At 76.7% G+C, this 3,314-nt stretch carries 1 protein-coding gene; it reads left to right on the top strand.

The window, feature by feature from the left end; genetic code table 11:
* Positions 1-53 precede the first annotated feature (53 nt).
* A partial coding sequence (locus ACQKIP_RS43365) for an FtsX-like permease family protein (protein WP_427745538.1) occupies positions 54-3,314 on the top strand: 3,261 nt, incomplete at its 3' end.

The raw sequence follows: 3,314 nt of genomic DNA, 5'->3' as shown, positions 1-3,314 counted from the left end.
TCGCAATCGCGTACGTCCATACTGTGCCGGTCATTCGGGGGGAGACCGGTGCGGTGAGTGGGCGGCGCATGCCCGCCGTGGTGCGGAGCGGCCGGCATCACGGGATGGTGCTCGGGGCCGCGGGGCTCGCCGTCCTGCTGGCGGCGACCGTGCTCGCAGCCCTGGTCGCGCTGACCGAGAACGCGGTCGAAGGCGGGGTACGGCAACGGCTCACCGCGGACCGGGAAGCCGTCGTCGAGGTCGCAGGGCGCTACGGCGCCGACAGCGTGCGGCGGTTGGACGGCGACGTACGGGCCGCCGTCGACCGCACCTACGGCGACGTGCCCCACCGCACCCGCCTCGCGCTGCGGGCACCGGCCGCGCGCAACGACGAACTCGCCGTGACCGAGGCCGGGGGCCGCCGCCGCGAGGACGCCACCGTGTCCGTGGTCGCGCTGGAAGGGGCGCGGTCGCACGCCCGGCTCGTGGCGGGGCGGTGGCCACGGGGTGACTCCGGTGGTGCGGGTGGTTCGGATGGCGTGGCCGGTCCGGCCGATGCGGCGGGTGTTCCCGTGGAGGCTTTGCTGACCAGGGCGTTCGCCGCCGAGATCGCGGTGCGGACCGGCGACGAGGTGGTCGTCCGCGGTGCCGGTGGGCGTGCGGTGCGGCTGAAGGTCGTCGGGCTCTATACGACCGAGGGGCGAGCTCCCGCGGTGTGGGCCGGCCTGAGCAGTACGTTCGGCACGGCCGACTCCATCGCGCTCGCCGCGCGCGACGCGTTCACGGCACGGCCGGGGCTCGCGAAGGACGCGGGCGCGCTGTGGCTCGGCGTGCCCGAGGCGGGCGGGCTGCGGCTCGGCGACATCGGGCCGCTGGCCGAGCGGGCCAGGAAGTTCGGCGGCAGCGACTCCTCGCTCTCCGTGCTGCGGGGCAGGGGACCCGAGGCCGGCCTGACCGTCTCCGCGGGCCTGCGCAGGGCGCTCGACCGGCTCACCACGCCCATCGCCGTGGCCCGCGCCGGGCTCTACGTCCCCGCCACGCTGCTCGCTGCCCTCGCGGTCGCCGCCCTGGTGCTCACCGGGCGTCAGCTCGCCGAACACCGGCGGCCCGAACTGGCGTTGCTGGCCGCCCGGGGTGCGGGCACGCGGCGGCTCGTGGCCTCCGCGGGCGTGCAGTGGGCGGTGATCGCCCTTCCGGCGGGGGTCGCCGCGCCCTTCCTCGCGGGGCCGCTCCTGAGGCTGCTCGAAGGGGCGGGGCTGCTGCCCGGCGGGGTGCCGGACGCGGCCGTGGTCGGTGCCGCGTGGGTGGCCTCCGCCCTCGCCGTCGTGGTGCACGGATGCGCGGTGCTGCTGCCCACCGTGCGGGTGGTGCGGGACCGGCGCGCGGTGAGCCGCCTCCGGCTGCGGGCGGGGAGGTTCGCGGGGACGCAGCGGGTGGGCGCCGATGTGGGGCTTGCGGCGGTCGCCGTCCTCGGGTGGCTGCAACTGAGGCAGTACCGGTCGCCGGTGACCGGGGACGGCGTCGACCCGGTGCTCGTGCTCGCGCCCGTGGTGATGACCACCGCCGCCGCGCTGCTCGTGCTGCGCCTGCTGCCCCTCCTGACGCGGGGCATCGATCCGCTGGCCCGGCGGGGCAGGGGGCTCGTGCTGCCGCTCGGCGGCTGGCAGATCGGGCGGCGCGCGGCACGGCACGCGGGGCCCGCCCTTGTGGTGACGCTCGCCCTGGCGGTGGCGGCGCTGAGCAGTACCGCCCTTGCCGTTCTCGACCGGGGTGACCGGGATCAGGCCGCGTTCGGCGTGGGCGCCGACCTGCGGATCGAGCCGGGGGAGAGCCTGCCTGCCGGGGAGCGGCGTGCGACGTACGCCGCGCTGCCGGGCGTCGACGCCGTCACTCCCGTGGTGACCACGGAGGGCTACATCGGGCAGGACGCGGTGGCCGTGACCGGGATCAACACCGGGCGGGGGCCGGTGCCTTCGCTGCGGGGCGATCTGGCGGCGCGGCCCGTGCGGGAGCTTGTCGCGCCGCTGGGGGAGGGGGTTGCGCGGCATGGGCTCGCTGTGGCGGGGTCAGGGTCGCGGCCGGGGTCGGGTTCGGGGGAGCTGCCGCTTCGGGTGCGGCTGTCGGTGGGGGGTCAGGGCCGTGCGGTCGTACCGGTCCGGCTGACCGTCTTCTTCGAGGACGAGGACGGACTCGTCCACTCAAGTGCCGTGATTCTTGAAGAAGGCGGCGATCGGGTGGTGCCGCTGAAGGTGCCGGTCCGCAGTGGTGGCGGGAGTCTGCGGATCCTCCAGATCGACCTGAGCATGGCGGGGGAGACGGTGCGGCGCACCTACCGGCTCCGTGTCGACCGGGTGCCGGGGCTCACCGAGGAGGCCGGGTGGCGCGACCTGCGCGAGGACGCACCGGACCGCTACGGGGCCGGGTGCCCCGGCGCGGAGCCGCCGCGCGGGACGGTGGGGGAGTCGCCGGGGCCCGTCCTGTGCCAGGACCGTCCCGGCGCAGGGGTGCTGCTCGACGCGGTGCTCAGGGGTCCCGATACCCGGATCAAGTACCCGACATGGAACGTCCGGCTCGGCACGGACAGGGCCAAGGGGCGCCCCGCGGCGCCCGCTCTCGCCGACCGTGCGCTGCTGGACTCCGGGGCGGTACGGGTCGGGGACGTCGTGACCGTGCGGCGGAGCACGGGCGGCAGTGCGCGGCTGAAGATCGTCGGGCGGATCGCGGCGGTGCCGGGCCTCCCGCGCGACCGGCCCCGGCTGCTCGCCGACTCGCGCGCGATGGCTGCCCAGTTGGTGCTGAGCGGGGCGCTGCCGGGGGCGGAGAGCGTGTGGTGGGCGGGGGCGCGCCGGGGCGATGCTTCCGCCGCGTGGCAGGCGGTGCGGGACCGTCCCCGGCTCGGTACCGCCGTGGACGTGCCGCACGCGCGCGTGCGGCTCGGTGAGGATCCGCTGCGGCGCGGAGCGCGGGCGGGCCTCTGGCTCTGCCTCGCCCTCGCCCCGGCGTTCGCCGTCATCGCCTTCACCCTGCATACGGTGCTTTCGGCGCGGGCCAGGGGGCGGGAGTTCGCGCTGCTGCGGGCGCTGGGGGTGCGGCGGGGGCAGCTCGCCGCGTACCTGTGGACGGAGCAGTTGGCCCTTGCGGGGGCGGCGGCGCTTCTGGGCACGGTGCTCGGGGCGGGGCTCGCCGTGGTGATCATGCCGGTGGTGACGGTGGACGCGTCCGGTGCTCCGGTCTTCCCCGCCCTGCTCACGGAGGTTCCGTGGGCACGGGTCTGGCTGGTGGCGGGCGGGGTGACGCTGGTGATCTGCGGGGTGGTGAGCGGGGTGGCCCGGCTG

Source organism: Streptomyces sp. NPDC059900, assembly GCF_050270335.1.
Classification (GTDB): Bacteria; Actinomycetota; Actinomycetes; order Streptomycetales; family Streptomycetaceae; genus Streptomyces.
Note: the sequence above shows the minus strand (reverse complement) of the source record. Positions and strands in the feature narration are given on the sequence as shown.